The sequence below is a fragment of the Fructilactobacillus sp. X8R2C1 genome (assembly GCF_059900955.1).
This window is the reverse complement of the sequence record NZ_JBWXVI010000002.1, coordinates 188183-205070: the sequence shown is the minus strand read 5'-3', so window position 1 is coordinate 205070 and position 16888 is coordinate 188183. Positions and strand designations below refer to the sequence as shown.

General features: G+C 35.7%; 14 protein-coding genes and 1 pseudogene. 2 read left to right on the top strand and 13 right to left on the bottom strand.

The genetic code is table 11. The features are described from left to right. Positions 1-4 precede the first annotated feature (4 nt). On the top strand, positions 5-868 hold the full coding sequence (locus AC6UD6_RS03155) for a DegV family protein (RefSeq protein ID WP_500695648.1): 864 nt from the start codon (positions 5-7) through the stop codon (positions 866-868). Between the two features lie 309 nt (positions 869-1177). On the opposite strand, the pseudogene AC6UD6_RS03150 reads toward AC6UD6_RS03155, so the two are convergent. The 9 genes and pseudogenes from AC6UD6_RS03150 to parE all read right to left on the bottom strand — a co-directional run. Then, positions 1178-1720, bottom strand: a pseudogene (locus AC6UD6_RS03150) (HAD family hydrolase); the annotation flags it as partial. A gap of 148 nt (positions 1721-1868) precedes the next feature. Beyond that, positions 1869-3002 carry an N-methyl-L-tryptophan oxidase gene (gene solA, locus AC6UD6_RS03145; protein ID WP_500695647.1) on the bottom strand — a complete coding sequence of 378 codons (1134 nt, stop codon included), beginning with the start codon at positions 3000-3002 and terminating at the stop codon, positions 1869-1871. A gap of 403 nt (positions 3003-3405) precedes the next feature. Next, positions 3406-4359 (bottom strand): Dyp-type peroxidase, encoded by a 954-nt coding sequence (locus tag AC6UD6_RS03140; protein WP_500695646.1) that lies wholly within the window; start codon positions 4357-4359, stop codon positions 3406-3408. Between the two features lie 140 nt (positions 4360-4499). Further along, positions 4500-5027, bottom strand: a complete 528-nt coding sequence (gene msrA / locus AC6UD6_RS03135; protein WP_500695645.1) for a peptide-methionine (S)-S-oxide reductase MsrA — start codon at positions 5025-5027, stop codon at positions 4500-4502. Positions 5028-5057: 30 nt separating this feature from the next. Beyond that, entirely contained in the window at positions 5058-5495 is a 438-nt protein-coding gene (gene msrB / locus AC6UD6_RS03130) for a peptide-methionine (R)-S-oxide reductase MsrB (RefSeq protein WP_500695644.1), read from the bottom strand. Between the two features lie 108 nt (positions 5496-5603). Then, positions 5604-6542, bottom strand: a complete 939-nt coding sequence (locus AC6UD6_RS03125) for a manganese-dependent inorganic pyrophosphatase (protein ID WP_500695643.1) — start codon at positions 6540-6542, stop codon at positions 5604-5606. Continuing rightward, entirely contained in the window at positions 6535-7566 is a 1032-nt protein-coding gene (locus AC6UD6_RS03120; protein ID WP_500695642.1) for a LysR family transcriptional regulator, read from the bottom strand. The genes AC6UD6_RS03125 and AC6UD6_RS03120 overlap by 8 nt, the downstream gene beginning before the upstream one ends. 65 nt (positions 7567-7631) lie before the next feature. Then, the gene (gene parC / locus AC6UD6_RS03115; protein ID WP_500695641.1) at positions 7632-10094 is read right to left on the bottom strand and encodes a DNA topoisomerase IV subunit A; all 2463 of its coding nucleotides are present in this window, start codon (positions 10092-10094) and stop codon (positions 7632-7634) included. Between the two features lie 15 nt (positions 10095-10109). Next, entirely contained in the window at positions 10110-12071 is a 1962-nt protein-coding gene (gene parE, locus AC6UD6_RS03110) for a DNA topoisomerase IV subunit B (RefSeq protein ID WP_500693762.1), read from the bottom strand. A gap of 172 nt (positions 12072-12243) precedes the next feature. On the opposite strand from parE, the gene plsY reads away from it, so the two are divergent. Beyond that, complete coding sequence (gene plsY, locus AC6UD6_RS03105; RefSeq protein ID WP_500693763.1) at positions 12244-12891, top strand: glycerol-3-phosphate 1-O-acyltransferase PlsY; 648 nt, start codon at positions 12244-12246, stop codon at positions 12889-12891. 40 nt (positions 12892-12931) lie between these two features. Here plsY and AC6UD6_RS03100 read toward each other — a convergent pair whose 3' ends face one another. Genes AC6UD6_RS03100 through xerC form a run of 4 tightly spaced genes read right to left on the bottom strand, consistent with a single transcriptional unit; the run spans position 12932 to position 16823 of the window. Beyond that, positions 12932-13816, bottom strand: coding sequence for an aldose 1-epimerase family protein (locus AC6UD6_RS03100; protein WP_500695640.1), 885 nt, complete (start codon positions 13814-13816; stop codon positions 12932-12934). 46 nt (positions 13817-13862) lie between these two features. Beyond that, the gene (hslU, locus tag AC6UD6_RS03095) at positions 13863-15317 is read right to left on the bottom strand and encodes an ATP-dependent protease ATPase subunit HslU (protein ID WP_500695639.1); all 1455 of its coding nucleotides are present in this window, start codon (positions 15315-15317) and stop codon (positions 13863-13865) included. 16 nt (positions 15318-15333) lie between these two features. Beyond that, positions 15334-15876: an HslVU peptidase proteolytic subunit gene (gene hslV / locus AC6UD6_RS03090; protein WP_500695638.1), complete on the bottom strand. Its 543-nt coding sequence runs from the start codon at positions 15874-15876 to the stop codon at positions 15334-15336. Between the two features lie 20 nt (positions 15877-15896). Beyond that, positions 15897-16823, bottom strand: a complete 927-nt coding sequence (gene xerC, locus AC6UD6_RS03085) for a tyrosine recombinase XerC (RefSeq protein ID WP_500695637.1) — start codon at positions 16821-16823, stop codon at positions 15897-15899. Positions 16824-16888: the final 65 nt, after the last annotated feature.

Here is a 16888-nt window from a genome sequence, read left to right as displayed (position 1 = left end):
AGAAATGAAGACAGCGATTGTTACTGATAGTACATCGTATTTATCTAAGGAAGATATCAAAAAATATAATGTTCATATTATTCCAATCTCCGTAATCTTCAACGGTAAAAGTTACCGCGAAGGAATTGACATTACAAATAAGGAATTCTACCAAAAGCTTAAAGAGTCACCCAAATTACCGACGACTTCACAGCCGCCAATTGGAGCACTAATTGAAGAATATAATAAATTAGCTGACGATGGTTATGATGCAGTGATTAGTATTCATTTAGCTTCAACCATTTCTGGCATGTATCAAGCAGTTTGTAATGTAGCCAAAATGATGGATAACATCAAAATTTATCCTTTTAATTCTGGAATTACTGTTGATCCAATGGCTGCTTTAGTGAAATATGCAGCTAATTTAGCACAAAATAATGTTCCTCCAGAAGAAATTATTCAAAAACTTAAACTTCTTCGGTCAACCATTGATGAGTTAATTGTTGTCGATGATTTAGATAACCTAGTTAAGGGTGGGCGTTTATCAAATGCAACAGCGTTTGTAGGTGGACTATTAAACATAAAGCCCATTTTAACTTTTGATAACCAAACTGATGAGATCGTAGCATTTGATAAGGTTCGTTCTAAGAAAAAGGCACTTAAACGTGTTGAAGATTTATTTTCTCAAGCAGTATCAAAAGCCAATTATCCAATTGAAGTTGCTGTAATTGATGCCAATAACCCCAAAGAAGCTGATGTTTGGCAGAAATCCATTCAAGAAAAATATCCAAATATGAAAGTTACCCGCGGATCATTCGGACCAGCAATTGGAACCCATTTAGGTAGCGGAGCTCTTGCATTGGGATGGATCAAAGATATTAATAGATAAAATAAGTTGGAAATTAAAGAACACCAAAAATGGTGTTCTTTTTAATATATATTTATAGAGGGAAACACTTAATTATTTATTCTTTTTTCTAGTTTACATAATATATATTATACGAAGTAGACTTAATATTAATAAAAGACCAATTCATACTTATTTTAGATTATCATCATTTGTATAACTTTAAATTGATTTTGCAACTTCATCATTTGGATTCACAATAATTTGATCTGACTGTAGATTCATCTACTTTTAAAAGTTTTCGCGAGTAATTCTTGATCGTTACTATCGTTTCCAAACGCAATCTAGTTTCTAATAGTTGCTATCGGTTATAATTCTTAATGTACTGAATTTGTTAATATTTTGAGCTGTCAGATCAATATTCTTTTCGCCAAAATGACGTATTTTGTTTAATGAATACTGTATTTTATCAATTAAGTCACTATTTATGTCCAATAAAATGATTTTAACGGCTTTTTTGATTGATGAGATAGCTACATTTTCAGCTAATTGATTTGAGTCTAGTTGCTTAAATATTTGATTTAAAGCGCTTACTTTATCACTGTAATTCCAATTATCATCAATTATGTAATTTAAATCGTATTTTTTAATGATATTTTTAGTCAATTGTATATCACAATTACTAATGGGTTTTATTGAATAAGTATGACCATTTCTTGATACAAGCGCCCCGTTTGCACCTACTAATGTCTTATTTTTAAATGTTGGTACGCTTGAAATTAGATGTCTGATTGGCCTGGTTGAATCAAAGATAATTTCATTACGTTTTGCTAGTTGTTTAATTGCATTTACAATTTCTGAATTTATTTCAACACCATTAAAGCTCAACGTTCCGTCAACATCAAAGTTTTATTTAAATAGTTTCTATACTCAATGATACGCTATTAATGAGTGCTTTTAAATAATCCTCATTATTGGCTTGTTTTCAAAAAAATAACAACAGCATTTGTTGTTATTTCATCGATTAAGCTTTTGATTATTTTCAGTGGTTAAACCGGTCTAATCTAAATGGTTCTAAGTTATAAGAATTTGATTTTCCAAGAGCTTGATCACTTAATAGTTTACCAAGTACACTGGAAAATTTGAATCCGTGTCCACTTAATCCAGTTACAATTTGAATCTTATTCATGGATGGAATGCGATCAATAATAAAATCACCGTCAGGAGAAAGATCATACGAACATGTACCACCATGGTCAATACCATCAGTCCCTGTCAAATGATGCTTTAGTAATGGATCGATTTCATCTAAATCTTCAGAATAATCGCCAAAATTGCCCCTTTCTTTTCTATTTTTAATCTTTTGACCACCCTGGTGACGTCCAATTTTAATGGTGCCATTACTTCCTGGGAAACCGTAATACTGAATAGCATCTGCAAGTTCTACCGTAAAAGCTGGGAACCCTTCATTTTCATTTAAACCGTTATCGGCGACGTTAAACCATGCAAATACTTTTCTTGTTGGCGTGATTGGTAAATTTGGCAATAGTTGTTTGACCCAGGTTCCTACTGATAAAATGACATTTTTGGCATAAAAAGTATAATCTTGTGTTTTAATCTTAACAATTCCGTTGTCTTGCTGATCAATCTTTCTAACAAAACTATCAAAGCTTTGGGTAACGCCATTATTTTTAGCACCTTCGATATATGTTTTAATAATTTCCTCTGATTCTAAATACCCTGCACCTGGCTCTAAAATCCCTTCGTATTGGTCGTTAAAATTCCAGTTATGCCATTGATCGTGAATTTCAGTTGAAGTATAAGGAACAATATCAATATCATAGTCATTGGCAGATGCTTTGATATTATTTAAAAATGCTGAATCTTTTGGCCCAACGGTCAGAACGCCAGTTTTATGGAAAAGACGTTTGCCCGTCTGTTTCTGGAGTTTATCCCATAATCTTTGAGCTTCTAGTAGTAGCGGGATATACTTCTCTCCCTCACCATAGGCATGCCGGATAATTCTAGTCTGCCCGTGATGTGATCCTAGTGTATGTGGGGGTTTAGCAATATCTAGCTCTAAAATATTGCTATTATTTTGACTGGCGTAATATCCTGCCGCCGAACCAACTGATCCTGTTCCAATGATTGCTAAATCAAAAATATTATCAGACATATTATGCCTCCGTTGTTTTATTATATTAAAAGAAAATACAAAAAAGCTCTTGAAACAAAAGTTTCAAGAGCTTGGACGAATAAACGCGGTACCACCGAGCCTTGATTGTCAGTTTTCTGCCAATCCTCAGTAACATTGCTAATTATATCTAGAATAAATTAAGCAGTGTATAGCGCTCTAATGGACGCCATCCAAATATGACTTGTAAATAACTTGTCTATATATGCTCCAAGACCATTTTCCTAAATGCCAATATGCAAGCATCTCAGCGTCGCTTGCTTTCTGTATCATGGTTGATTCAGTACTCATCTTTTCTTAGCATTTTCTTTAGACAGTACATTATGCTTAACCAACGTTTTTGTCAATAATAATTAATAAATAATTTTTAAAAATTTACTGATGACTAATTCAAATCCCCATCAGCAATCTTTTCAAGCATTGGTCTTGAAGGAATGAAAAACGTTTGACCAGTCAATAAGGTTGAGAACGTTAACAAGAAATCATCTTCATCAACCATCTGTTGAAGCATGCCCTTAATGACGTGCCAGTATCGTGAATACGCAATAAAGTAAGTTCCTGTATCATTGTTAGCAGGATCAGAATAAGGAACATTCATCCTGACAATTTTTTGTTCAACTCCGTCAACGGATGTGTTTGAAGTTACATTATGGGCATTTTTAAATTTTTCTTCATCTGGTAATTCTAAGTCAGAAAATTTTTCTCTCCCGATGGCTTTATCTTGAGTAGTAGTATCTAGGTGATTCCAATAGTCCATGTTATGATGCCATTTTTGTGCAAAAGCATATGAACCATTGATAAATTCAGGATCTTCATCACCAATAAGCGCGTATGGAGCAACATCTTCAACTTGTGGAACTTCAGTCCCATCAATGAAACCGATGATAGCTCTTCCCTCTAAATATCTAAAACCATGAGTTTCGTTCACTACTTTAGTAAAATCTCTTAAAAAGAGCATGAATTGAGTAGTAACTTCGTATACAACGGCTTCAGTATTAGCACGAATATGAAGAAAGATGTCTCCTTCAGACGATGGCATCGAATAGTTTGGACCTTTAACACCAGTAAAATCTTCTAATTCTTTAGGTTTATTAGCCTTCGGAAACAAGTAGCCCCAAGCTTTGCTACTAAAGCCAATGGCAACTCTAAGGTTTGCTTTAGGTTCTCTAATTCTCATTGATCTAATAATAGATTGTGAACGATCAGCAAAATCTTGGATTCCTTCTTGAGCCGCCTTTTGATCTTTTCTAGTTAGCTCTAAAGTGGCAAATTCAACGTTTTCACCGGTATCTTTCCAAACGTCTTGCGATTTATTTGGTCTTATCTTTTCTTCAGTCATTATAATACCTCCCAGAATATACTCAGTATTAGTATGAGATTAGAATCACTTTATTACTAATCTCATACCACTTTTATTTTACTACATATAACTAGTCATTAAAAAAGAATGTCAAATTGGCATTCTTTTTGTTAACTTATTTACTTCTTCCAATGATCATCAATGAATTTTTTCCGTCCGCCACTTTCTTCGATGGCGTATCGAAGTGGATTCTTCTTGTAGAAGTCTTGATGATAGTCTTCAGCCGGATAAAACGGTTGAGCGTCTTCAATTTTCGTTACAATTGGTTCATCAAACTCGCCACTATTTTCTAACTCTTTCTTAGATTCTTCAGCAATTTTACGTTGTTCGGGACTATTCACGTAAATTACGGGACGATAAGAATCACCACGATCTTGGAATTGTCCCATTGCGTCGGTTGGGTCAGTTTGATGCCAATAGATTTCAACTAATTTTTTATATGAAATGATGCTCGGATCAAAAGTAATTTTAACTGCTTCTGTGTGACCGGTAGTACCTGAAGCAACTTGCTCATAAGTTGGATTTGGGACATGACCACCTGTGTATCCAGATACAACGGAAATAATTCCTGGCATCTGATCAAATGGTTGGACCATGCACCAGAAACAACCACCGGCAAAAATTGCTGTTTCTTTTTTATCATTCATTAATAAAGACCTCTATTTCAGTTATTTGTATTATTCAACAAACTTTTTGTATTTGCCATACCCTTCTTCGTCCATCTTATCATAAGGGATGAACTTAAGAGCGGCAGAATTAATACAGTAACGTAAACCACCCTTATCTTGCGGTCCATCTGGAAAAACATGTCCTAGATGGGACTTAGAGTCTGCGCCACGAACTTCTTGTCTAATCATACCAAAAGAAGTATCAGTATCATTATTTAATTCGTCTTCACTAATTGGTTTAGTAAATGATGGCCAGCCACAACCAGCGTCATACTTATCAGCAGAACTAAATAATGGCTTACCATTTACAACATCAACATAGATTCCCTTTTTATAAAAATCATCATATTTGCCAGTAAATGCAGGTTCAGTTCCAGCATTTTGAGTTACGTTGTACTGCTCAGGTGTTAAGCGGTTTCTCAAATCATCTTTATTATTTTCAGCCATAATATAAACCTCCTATTTGTTTCTATATTTAATTTATATCTTATCCAATTAAATAGCAAACAATTTGTTTTAAACCAAAAAATCCACAATTAAGTGGATTTTTTATAACTATTCTTTTTCTAATGCATCAGTTAATGGGGGAACAACTTGCTTTTTTCTAGAAACGACTCCAGGCAAATTCATAATGTCATCATCATTGAATTTGTTATCAAAAGCTTGTTCGACCACACTCTTTGGTTCCCCAACAACAATTAGTTCTGAATTACTATCAAGAATGTTGGTTACAAGCACTAAGAATAAATCATAGCCCTTATCCTTAGATTCAGCCTTCATAGCTTTCTTAATATCATCAGCACGTTTGGTAATATCATCTAAATCGACAACGTTAATTTGGTCGATCCTGACATTCTTACCACCTAATGTAAATGACTTAGCATCTCCGTCAATAAGCTGTTGATCAGTTTTTGCGTCAACGTTAGTCCCGGCCTTAAGCATTTTAACGCCATAATCTTCGTAATCATCGATTCCGGCAATGTCAGCTAAAGCTTTGAGTGCATCGCGATCAAAATCAGTAGTAGTCGGTGATTTTAACAATAAAGTGTCAGAGATAATAGCTGACAACATTAAACCGGCTAATTTCTTGGGAATTTTAATACCCTCTTCTGAAAACATCTTAGTAATAATTGTACTGCAGCATCCATAAGGTGCAGCACGATAATACAAAGGTGCAGCAGTGTTAAAGCCATTAATTCGGTGATGATCAACAACATCAGTTACGGTTAATTGATCAATATCACTTACACTTTGTTGAGGTTCGTTGTGGTCGACTAGCATTACTTTATCAACTTCAGGTTTTGCACGTTCAATCACACGTGGTGCCTTAGTATCAAAGTAATCAAGCACATACTTAGTTTCAGCATTGGGATTGCCTAAAGCGACTGCTTCTACATCATACCCGTCTTGTTTCTTCAAATATGCGAGTGCCATTGCAGCCACAATTGCATCCGTATCCGGTACTTTATGTCCAAAAACTAGTTCTTTACTCATGATTCTCTCTCCTCTTTTTCCATATTTCCAAGAGTCTCTGACGATCTCTAACTTCTATATTAATACTACTTAAGTATACATCTTTAGCCTGCTCATATTCTCCTACAAAACCACTAAATTCGTCAAATAATTTATTTAACCGCGGAATACCATCTTTAGTATCACGATAGACGGCAACGGCTTGAAGAGAAAAATCAGGAATAATATCAGTATAATAAGTATTCTTTTGAGCCATTTTAGTTCGATCACGTGTCATCATAAAGGTCTTCGGTAGAATGGTATTTAACCCAGATGATAAAGCAAATTCTATGATTTGTACTGGTCTTGTAAAACATGCTTCCATTTTTGGCATTTCATAGCGCTTGGCGCTGTAAATGTTCTTTAAAAATTGATTAAAGTAATAACCATTGGGAAAACCTACCATTGGCCCAACAACTTTTTTAAGATTAATTTTACTTCCAATTTTACTTTTATCATGATGAACATAGCACAAAGTATCGTGAGTAATCGGTTTAATGGCCATTCCCTTCCAATTATGCAATTTCTCGTTTGGTAGGTACATAATGGCTAAATCAATTCTTCCACTTTCAAGATCAGAGATTAATGTTTGTTGAGTCAACATGTACATTTCAATTCGCAAATCTGGATTCTTCTCATAGAAATATAGGGCAAAATTTTCAAATATTTCATCTTCAATTGCAGAAAGAATTCCAACCTTAATTGTTCCACGGATTGAGCTTGAATATGATTCAATTTCATCAGTAGCATTATCAAGGATTCCATATACTTCCTCGGTAGCATTTTTTAAAGTATAACCCGCATCGGTTAAATGAATTTGTTTACCAACAGAATAAAATAAGTTAGCATGGAGCTTATTTTCTAATTTTTTAATTTGTTGGGATAGTGCAGGCTGTGTAATTCCTAAAATACCCGCAGCTTTTGTATAGTTCAGCGATTCAGATAATTGTAAGAAATATACCAAAGCCTTGGATGAAAATAATGATTCCCTCTTAGATTCTCTCAAAACTAATACCTCGCACTAACATTTATTATTATATTGTGTATATTATCACGAAATCACTATATTTACTATAGCAAATTATCAACTTGAGATTGTTTTAAAGTGTCATGGGCAATTAAAATTGGAGTTCCAATCATCTTCGTATTCATTACGGACGACCCGTTTGATAAACGACCTGACGTACCATAGTCACCCAAGACCACTTCGTGTGAAGTCGCGTGATCAGTATAAATTTTAAGCGTTTCATCACTAGAATCAATTTTGATAAAATCAGCTAACAGATTACTTTTGGTTTTAAATTCCTTTAAGACTTTAATTCCTTTTCGTGCGCGGCTAGTCACTGGAATGTCGCTTACTCTCATCTTTTTAAAGTTCCCATTTTGGAAAACAACTCCAATTTCAGACTCATCATTTACAAATTGCATGTTAACGACGTGATCATCATCAGCTAAACTAATTGCCTTCACTCCTGTGGTCCTCGGACCATTCAACGAAACTTCCTGCAAGTCGTATCTAAGGGCCATTCCCTTTTCTGTCATCAATAAGACACTACCAGGATCTTCAACCCGATTGTATGAGACATTGACTACTTTTGATAGCGGTTCCTTCAATTTTTCATACATTGCAGCGCGACTTTTATAGGTACGACTGGGAAGTAATTTACTAAATTCAGTGCGCTTAATATGGCCAGCACTAGTTGTAATTACAAATTCACCATCTTGTTTACTTAGATCAGAGAAGTCATAAACCGCAATGATTTTTTCATTGGCATCAAGCCCATTCATTCTTGAGATATGTTCTCCCGTGTCTTTCCACTTAACGTCTTCGACTTCATAAACACGGCGATAAATCATATTACCCTTGTCAGTGAACATAAACAGCGAATCACGAGTGTTTAATTCATTTAGGTAAACGGCATGGTCATCGTCTTTTAAGCCGTTATCAGTGATCTCAGACGCATTAAATGAGCGAAGACTACTGCGTTTTAGATAACCATCATTACTTACCATTACCATTACATTTTCGTCCGGAAGCGTAACTTCCTCACTAACTTCCAGATTTTGAATTTTGTCTTCAATTTTAGTACGACGTGGATTACGGTAACGTTTTGCAATATCTCTAAGTTCGCTTCTTAAAACAGAGTCAAGTTCATCTGGACTTGCTAAAATAGTCTCATATTCAGCAATTTTAGCTGCCAAATCAGCGTTTTCTTTTTTTAATTCAGTAACATCTGTATTAGTTAAACGATACAATTGTAAGGCAACAATCGCATCCGCTTGTTTTTCGGAAAAATCGTATTCAGAAATTAAATTATTTCGTGCATCTTGTTTATCTTTACTAGCACGAATGGTTTTAATCACCTGGTCTAGGATTGATAATGCCTTAATCAAACCCAAGACAATGTGTTGTCGTGCATTGGCTTTATCTAAATTAAATTTAGTTCTTTTAGATATAACATCGCGTTGATAATCCAAGTAAGCAACTAAGATTTCTTTTAGAGAAAGCCTTTTTGGTGCCATATTGCTAATAGCAACGACATTAAAATTATACGAAATTTGCAGGTCAGTATTTTTGAACAAGTAATTTAAGATACTAGTACTATCAACGTCCCGTTTCAATTCAATTGCAATCGTCAATCCTTCGCGATCTGATTCGTCTCTTACTTCGGCAATTCCATCGATTTTTTTGTTGATCCTAACTTCGTCAATTTGTTTGACTAATTGAGCCTTATTAACTTCATAAGGAATTTCGGTTATCTTGATCATCTGTTTATTTCCACGTAATGCTTCGATTGAAGTTTTAGAACGGATCATGATGCGTCCCTTACCAGTTTCGTAGGCCTGTTTAATTCCGTCAAGTCCCTGAATGATTCCGCCAGTTGGAAAGTCTGGTCCTTTAACGTACTTCATCAGACTATCAAGTGTGGCATTTGGATGCTTTTGTAGATAAATTAATGCATCAATTACTTCACCGAGATTGTGTGATGGGATTTCGGTGGCATATCCCGCTGAAATTCCAGTAGCACCATTTACTAGTAAGTTAGGAAATCTAGAAGGAAGAACGACAGGTTCATACTCCGTATCATCAAAGTTTAAAACCCAATCAACGGTATCCTTATCGATATCCCGCAACATTTCATCTGATATTTTACTTAAGCGAGCTTCTGTGTAACGCATGGCTGCTGGAGGGTCACCATCCATTGAACCATTGTTTCCGTGCATCTCAATCAACGGTTCCCGTAGTTTCCAGTCTTGACTCATACGAACCATAGCTTCATAGATTGAACTATCGCCATGAGGATGAAAATTACCCATGACGTTACCAACTGATTTAGCTGCTTTTCTAAATCCTTTAGAAGAAGTATTGCCATCCTTATTCATGGCATACAAAATCCGTCTTTGAACGGGTTTAAGTCCATCACGGACGTCTGGCAATGCTCGCTCTTGAATAATTGATTTAGAATAACGACTAAACCGTTCGTCCATAACTTCTGAAAGAGTTAAATCTTTAATTTTAGATCTATGTGCCATTTCATCACCTCCAAGCTAATTTTTCTCAGTATTATCTAAAATACTTCCGTCTTCTTCGAGATTAAATTGAACGTTATTTTCAATCCATTTTCGACGTGGTTCTACTTTATTACCCATTAAAGTTGATACTTGTCGTTCTGCATCAGCTGCATCATCGATTCGAACTCGAATTAAAGTCCTTTTGGCAGGATCCATCGTAGTTTCCCATAATTGATCCGCGTTCATCTCGCCCAAACCTTTGAAACGCTGTAACGAATATCCTGATTTAAAATCTTTAATGTCTTGATCACGTTCTTCATTGGTCCAAGCATATTCTACTTTGGATCTCTTCCCCTTACCATGTTGCAATTTATAAAGTGGCGGTAATGCAATATATACCTTACCTGCTTCAATCATTGGCCGCATGTATTTATAGAAGAAAGTTAAAAGGAGGATCTGAATGTGGGCACCATCATCGTCCGCATCTGTCATGATAATAATTTTGTCATAATTTGATTCCTCGATCTTAAAATCAGTTCCTACACCCGCTCCTACTGTGTAGATAATCGTACTAATTTCCTCATTTTTCATAATATCGGGAAGTTTAGCACGTTCAGTGTTTAGAACCTTCCCACGTAACGGTAAAATTGCTTGATGCTTTCGATCTCGTCCTTGCTTAGCGGAGCCTCCGGCCGAATCTCCTTCAACTAGAAATAATTCGTTTTCACTCGTATCTTTTGACTGAGCTGGGGTCAGTTTCCCAGAAAGGAGTCGTTCTCGTTTCTTTTTCTTTTTACCGTGTCGACTTTCTTCCCGAGCCTTTTTAGCAGCCTCACGCGCTGTGCGCGCATTGGTGGCCTTTTTAATCAAAGTTTTAGCAAAGTCACTATTTTCCATGAGGTAATAAAGTAATTGTTCTGAAACAACACTATCAACAACTGACCTTGCAATCGGGGTTCCCAACTTTTCTTTAGTTTGACCCTCAAATTGGAGCAGTTCTTCAGGTACTTTTAACGCTACGACAGCAGTTAACCCCTCACGAACATCGTTTCCCTCCAGGTTCTTGTCTTTATCTTTTAATAAATCAACTTTTCTAGCGTATTCATTGAAGGACTTGGTCCATGCACTCCTAAAGCCGGCTTCATGACTCCCACCGTCCTTAGTTCTCACATTGTTAACAAATGAAAGCATATTTTCGGTATAGCCGTCATTGTATTGAGCAGCAACTTCAACTTCGATGCCATCTTTTTTACCATCGAAATACATAACTTTCCCAAGGGTACTTTTACCCTCGTTTAAATAATCAACAAATTCTTTGATGCCATCTTTGAACTGGAACTCATCTTCACGAATCTTTCCGGGTCTTTCATCTTTAAGCGTTATTTTAACGCCCTTCAGCAAAAAGGCAGACTCACGAAGCCGTTCTGCCAAGATATCATAATTATAAGTTGTAGTAGTAAAGATGTCCGGATCAGGTTTAAATGTGACAGTCGTTCCGGTATGTTTATTGGTTTTTCCAATTTTTTTTAGGGTTCCAACAGGATGCCCACCATTTTTAAAATCTTCTTGATAAAGAGTACCATTACGGACAATTTGAACCGTTAAATGAGTTGAAAGTGCATTAACAACACTTGACCCAACTCCGTGCAATCCCCCAGAAGTTTTATATCCTCCTTGGCCAAATTTCCCACCAGCATGAAGAACCGTTAAAATTACTTCAGGAGTTGGTTTTCCAGAAGAATGCATTCCAGTTGGCATACCACGCCCATGATCAACCACTGTGATACTATCATCTTCGTGAATGGTAACGTTGATTTCATCACCATAGCCAGCTAATGCTTCATCGACTGCATTGTCAACAATTTCGTAAACTAAATGGTGCAATCCCTTTGAATCAGTAGAACCTATGTACATACCAGGTCGTTTTCGAACTGCTTCTAAACCATGTAAAACTTGAATTGAAGAGTCATCATACTCTTGCTTTTTTGCCTGTGTCATTAGGAAAGACTCCTTCTTTTAGTCATCGTTTTTAATAATAACCTATTTAAACTTGATTGCAAAGACGTTTTAAAGTTAGCTCATTTTTCCAAACTAAATTTTAAAATCATCTTTTTAATGATAGAATAAACTTTTGGGACTTATATATTACATTAATAATACGGAGGAAGATATGGTTAAATTTATTATTCTCCTAATCTTTGCTTATTTATTGGGATCAATTCCCAACGGAATTTGGATTGGCAAAGTATTTTTTCATATCGACATTAGACGACATGGCTCCAAAAATATTGGAGCTACCAACACTTATCGGGTACTAGGATGGTTTGCAGGAACCATTGTGATGATTCTTGATATTGCTAAGGGCGCCATTGCTACTTGGTTACCAATGCAGTTTGGAATCCATTCATGGTACCCACTCATTTTTGGACTGGCAGCGATCTTAGGCCATACTTATTCAATTTTTGATCATTTTCGTGGTGGTAAGGCAGTTGCAACTAGTGCCGGGATGCTTTGGGCATATAACTTCGTCTTTTTCTGCATTGCGGCCGGAACTTGGATTATCTGTATCTTTGTTACTAGTATGGTAAGTCTTGCTAGTATGCTAGGCTTTACCATTATTGTTATTGCATCATTATTTGAAAACGATCCAGCACTGACAATTCTAGCAATTTGTTTAACAATATTTACTTTCTATCGCCACCGTAACAACATCATTAAGATTATTCATGGAGATGAAAATCTCGTTCCGTTTGGTCTTTATTACTGGTACTTAAAATACGTAAAGAAATCCATTCCTTCAAAAAAACAGCATAAATAAGGGGCACTCAACGAGTGTCCCTTATTTAATTTAATCTTATTTAGAAGAAAGTAATATCAAAATCAGCATTTAAGCTTTCGTTCGGGTCAAGTTTACTTATATCGGCCTTATCTTTTAAAAATCCAGTACTGCCTTCCTCATCAGCAATTCCCCACCATGGTTCTAAACACACAAAGGGAGCATTTTTAGGATAAGTTGACCAGATACCAATGTACTTACAGTCGTAAGCAGTCAAAGCGACTCCATGCTCGGTGACATCTGATTGGAGCATAACGGTAGTTTGCTCATTATCAGATACATCAAGCACCTTTGCATCATGAATAAATAGGTTACGATTTAACTGTAGTGGATTGTTCAGCGTTTTTTCAATTGGATGTTTAATATTACTGTATCCATTCTGATCAATTCTAACAGTTTTATAGTCATGCTTTGGAGCAATCGAGACCGAATAATCATCAAATGTTTCTTTCTTAGGAAACAATGGGACGTTGAATCCTGGATGAGCTCCTAATGAGAAATACATTGGATCTGGATTGATATTTTCTACTACCATTTCAACCGCAATGGTGTGTTCATCTAGCTCATAGTGAATAGATAAATTAAAGTTAAAGGGATAAATCTTTCTAGTAGCCGCACTCGAATGCAACATAAAATTGACTTCGGTTTGGTTGTGAGATTCGATCTCAAACTCACTATCTCTAGCAAAACCATGCTGATACATATGATAACTGTTTCCATCGTAAATATAATCATCATCTTGAAGTCGACCAACGATTGGAAACAAGATCGGTGCATGACGCTTCCAGTACTTTTTATTAGCACCCCAAATATATTCAGTACCGCTTTGATCCTTAACCGAAACAATCTCAGCACCTTTTTGATTAATTCGAACCGTTAAGTAATCATTTTTTAGTGTAACTGGCAATTTAATCCCTCCCTTTCTTTATATATTATTTCACAAAATGTAGAAACTATAAAATATATCGTGCTATATTTTCATCAGCCGCAAGATTACCAACTTTGTCTTCAACGTATTGTTGGTTAATCGTAATATCACCCATATGCATATCTGGTCCTTCATACAAAATATCTTCAAGTAATTTTTCTAGAATTGTGTGAAGCCGTCTAGCCCCGATATTATCAGTATCATGGTTAACAGAATATGCAATATCAGCAATTTTTTCAATTGCTTCCTTAGTAAAAGTTACTTTAATATTATCCGTCCCAATTAATGCTACATATTGCTTAATTAATGCATCACTCGGTTCAGTTAAAATTTTAACAAAGTCATTCTTACTTAGATCATTTAATTCTACTCGAATTGGAAATCGACCTTGCAGTTCAGGAATTAAATCTGAAGGCTTACTATCAGCAAAAGCACCGGAACCGATAAACAAGATGTGATTGGTATTTATGACTCCATACTTAGTATTTACATTTACACCTTCAACGATTGGTAAAATGTCTCGTTGAACACCTTCTCTTGACACTTCTCCACGAGTTTGTTTGTTTCCACCAGTCAATTTATCAATTTCATCTATAAAAATAATCCCGGTATTTTCGGCACGTTTAATTGCTGAGCCATTCACTTTGGCATCGTCAATTAGTGTTTCTGATTCTTGATTGATTAATGCTTCACGAGCTTCTTTTAACGGAAGGACTCTTTCAACTTGCTTCTTTGGCAGCATACTCTCTAATCCCTGCAAGTTAATTCCCATTTGTTCCATTTTGCTGTTGTCCGCGTTTAGTGCAGTTGCTGGGTCATCAATGGAGATTTTAACTTCATGGTCCTCTAACTCGCCGTTTTCAATTTGATTTAAAATTTGATCGGCATCATTTTTAATTTTATTCTTTTCGTCATTATCCATGAAGGGATCTTTTTGAGTTAACCAAGATAGATCAATTGGCTTACCCTTCTTAAACGCCTTATTAAACTCTTTGACCGTATCTTCTAATTTTTTATCGTTATTTGCGATTGCTTCTGGATCATCTACGTGATTTTCTTCGCGTGAAATGATCTCAGCCAAGTCCTTATTCGCTTTCTTTTCAGCTTCACGTCTAACGTTTTTAAACTCAATTTTCTTTTCCATTTGAACTGAGCTCTCAACTAAATCACGAACCATTGAATTAACATCTCCACCAACGTATCCAACTTCAGTGAATTTGGTTGCTTCTACTTTGACAAATGGAGCGTCTACAATCTTAGCCAAACGACGTGCAATTTCTGTCTTACCAACTCCAGTGGGACCGATCATCAATAAGTTTTTAGGAGTAATGTCCTCTTGCATCTGTGGGCTTAATTGAAGACGACGGTAACGATTACGCAACGCGATTGCTACAGACTTCTTAGCATCGTCCTGTCCAACAATATAATTATCTAATTGGGAAACAATTTCTTTTGGTGTCATTTGTTCTTCTTTTGTCATTAATTAATACCTCGGTTTATAGTTCTTCAGAAATTACATTGTGATTAGTAAAAATATCAATGTCAGCAGCAATGTTAATAGCAGCTTTGGCAATTTCTTCAGCTGACATTTCAGGCGCCTTATGTTTCATTGCAGTGGCTGCTGCTAATGCAAAATTACCACCAGATCCAATTGCTAAAATATCATCGTCTGGCTCAATTACTTCTCCTGAACCAGATACTAAAAGCAAATTATCATGATCGGCAACAATTAGCATGGCCTCAAGTTTTTGTAACTGTTGATCGCCGCGCCATTCTTGAGCTAATTTTACTGAAGCTCTTTTTAAGTTGCCGCTATATTCTTTCAACTTTTTTTCAAACTTTTCTTCTAGGTTAAATGCATCAGAAACACTTCCAGCAAAACCGACTCCAACTTTCCCATCAAAGATCCGACGGATTTTATGTGCGGTTCCCTTCATGATAACTTTTTCTCCCATAGTAACTTGACCGTCACCAGCTAGTGCAACGTGACCATTATGTCTGATGGCGCAAATTGTGGTAGCTTCAAATTTTACTGTCATAATTAAATTCCCTTCAAAAGTTAGTTTGGATTATCTTCATCAGGACGCTTAAAGAACTTCTGGTAGTTCTTAAGTAGTCCTTCTTTGGTAACATGAGTATAAATTTGGGTTGTAGATAAATCAGAATGACCAAGCAATTCCTGAACAGTTCTAAGATCAGCTCCATTATTCAACATTTGAGTGGCAAATGTATGACGAAGCATGTGAGGATGAATTGAACTATTAAGACCACTTCTTTTCATAATTCCATCTAAAATGTATTCAATACCGCGGCTTGACAGTTTATCACCATGCTGATTGATAAATAAGTAAAGATGGTCTTTATGATATTTACGCATAATTGGCGTTCGGCATTTCTCCATATATCGTAAAATAGCACTTTTAGCATACCTTCCAAATGGCAGATAACGTTCCTTGTTTCCCTTACCTAAAACAAGCATGATTCGATTATCAAAATCAATGTCGTTAATATCAAGATTGGAGCACTCACTGACTCTCATTCCCGTCCCGTATAGAACCTCAAGAATGGCACTGTCACGAGTAGCAATTCGTTTGTCCTGATTACTTGCGGCTGTTTTAAAAAGAATGTCTAATTCTTTTTGATAAAAGAATCTTGGTAAATGCTTATTATGCTTTTTTATGTGAACATATTCAAACGGATTGTCCGAAATTAGTTCATTGTTTAGCAAAAAATTAAAAAAAGACCTTAATGAAGAAATTTTACGAGCGATGGTGCTATTCTCATCTCCTCTATCGTGCAAAGTACCTAAGAAAACTTCAACGTCAAAATTGTCGATATTTTTAAAGCTTTTAGCATTTCCTGACGTCTGTAGAAATACATTAAATTCCTCAAGATCGTCTTCGTAAGCTTTAGCCGTGTCTTTTGAATATTGACGTTCGTTTACAATATATTTTACGAATAGTTTGATTAGTTTTTTGTTTTGCATTAGTTTTTCCTAAGTTAAAGTAACTTTTTACATTTTACCTTATAAATAAAACCGTTCCGAGGAAC